Genomic DNA, 2,353 nt, shown 5'->3' with positions numbered 1-2,353 from the left:
TGAGTTGTGCCTGCGCAAGGCTTGCAATAAGGCTAACCATTGCAAAAAAGATTAATTTTTTCATTTCTTTAATTTTGTTTTTAGGTTTATAAATAATTTGGATAAGAATAATTACATAGTTTGTGAGGTCACGTACTGGCTGGCAGCGAGAGTGCCCTCAAAGACGTCGCCTTCGGTAGTCTCGATGACGATAGAGTAATCACTGATACCGTCAACTGCGAGAGGGATTGTTGTGAAGGAAGATGTCGCATAGTAGTCCACGTCGGCATACAGCGAAGAAATGGTGACTGTGTAATTGTTCACAGGCTGGTTGCCGAAGTCGATGGTGATCGTGGAATCATAACTAGAATAGATTACTTCGGGTAAATCAATAGGTTCGTAGTTGTGTTGATGTTGATACAAACCTCGCTTGATTGCAATTCGAGTTGTCCCTAAAGAAAGAGGTGCACAAGTTATGGCATAACTTGAAATACAAGTCATAACCAAAAGAAAAATTAAAATTCTTTTTTCATATATAAATATTTAAGAGTTACTAGTAATGCAAAATTACTGACTATATCTCCTAACAATCAAATATTTATATAAAATTTATGGAGGGGGTAATTTGTTGAATACCAATTATTTGTAAATTTATTTTAAGTTGTGCTCCAACTATCGCCTAACAAAGGTTAGTGTGTGAGATGATTTTTAAATGATTTCTTCTAGTTTATGTCCTTCTCCTAATATTTTCACAGCAAGCTTGTGACGATAATTGGATACTATTTGTACGTTTTTGTAATTAAGAATACGGCGTATTATTGCGTTAGGCATATTTATTGTACAAAGGCCAAAGACTCTCTTCTCAATACTACTTAATGATAAATTTTTATTATCTAAACGTTCTTTTATATCGCGATGCTTTATTGCAATAATTTCATCCAAAGTATTCCAGAATTCATCACTAACAATAATGGGCGCATCATTTCCAATGATGTTATCAGACTTATGTTTTCCGTTATAAAAGACACAATGTAAAATCTCGTCTATACAAAATTTTGTTTTTTCTTGTATAATAATCAGTTCCGAAAGTGCTTGCAATGAGTTGTCTGGTGAAGCTGGGGTACATTGTATCTCCTTGAGTTGCGCTTCTTGTTCTTGAATCCGTAGGATGAAATTCTTGTTTTCTACAGTTTGTTGCTCAATATGCCTTTTCATATTATTGAGCTGAATTATTGCATCATTAACTTCTTGACGTGCGAAACGCAACTTTTGTCGTAACAAAACGACAATATAAGTAATACTTAAAATAACAACGACTAAAATAGCCATAAATAGGAGATAGCGTCGTTGTTTTGCAAGATAGTCAATTTTAGTTTCTGCTTTTTCGTACTTAAGTTCAGCTTCGCGTAAATCTATTGCTTGGTTAGCAACAAGCACCGAGTCTGCCAAATCGACAGCAATCTGGTTAAGTTCAATATATTTGTATGTATCTCTTTCGGCAAGTGCAATTTCTGCTTTTGCTCGAAACATAGAGATACTATCCTCAATATTATTTGCTGGCAAAGCGAGATTTAAATACCAGTAAGCCGAGTCAATCAAATTCATTTTTGCAAAAGATGTTGAAACAAAATCATTGCACATACGATTATTGGTATATTTCCCATAAGTGACCAATGTTTCATGTGCAATTGATGTCACTTCTTTGTATTTTTCTTGGTGGAAATATAATGCACACAAGGAAGCTAGACCATCATAAATATTGGAACTATCGTTAATCTCTTTAGAAATGATAACGCTATGTTTAATATAATACTCCGCACTATCATTGTTTAACAGGGTATAAACAGATCCTAATAATCCCAGAGTTTGAGCTTCATAATGTTTGTCTCCTGCTTTTTTAAATCCATGTAAGGCGGTTTTATAGAGTATAACGGGAAGAGAATCTACGAGTTCATAGTTGTATAGCGATGCTTTCCTGAAGTTGATATAGCCGATGTGGAAGTAGTCGTCGGCAGGGCAGAGGGTCTCGGCTCTTTTGTAGTATTCGATTGCTTGCTCGGCATCGCCCAGTTCTTCCATGACGCAGCCTTTGTAGAGGAGCGAACGCATGCGGTGGTCGGGGTTGGCGCCGTTGCGGTCGTAATGGTTGAGGGCGATATTGATGATGCTGTCGCTCGTTGCGGGGCGGTAGGCTTTGTAGTCGGCTATGGTGGTGAGCAGGGCGTGGTAGGCTCGGTCGTCGGCGGTGGTGAGCGAGTCCTCGGGATAGTCGGCCAGCAGCTCGCAGGCACTGTCGGGAGCCTGCAAGATGAGCGAGTCGATGGCAACGAGCGACGGCCGGTCGGCACGGCTGCCGCACGACACCAAGCAAGCC

General features: G+C 38.9%; 2 protein-coding genes. Both read right to left on the bottom strand.

Going from position 1 to position 2,353, the window contains the following annotated elements; all coding sequences use genetic code 11:
• Window positions 1-111 precede the first annotated feature (111 nt).
• Window positions 112-402, bottom strand: coding sequence for a hypothetical protein (locus tag ACKI3C_RS04620; RefSeq protein ID WP_407402529.1), 291 nt, complete (start codon window positions 400-402; stop codon window positions 112-114).
• Between the two features lie 285 nt (window positions 403-687).
• The coding region (locus ACKI3C_RS04615; protein ID WP_407402527.1) for a hypothetical protein at window positions 688-2,353 on the bottom strand (1,666 nt) is incomplete at its 5' end.

The organism is Sodaliphilus sp. (genome assembly GCF_045598405.1).
Classification (GTDB): Bacteria; Bacteroidota; Bacteroidia; order Bacteroidales; family Muribaculaceae; genus Sodaliphilus; species Sodaliphilus limicaballi.
Note: the sequence above shows the minus strand (reverse complement) of the source record. Positions and strands in the feature narration are given on the sequence as shown.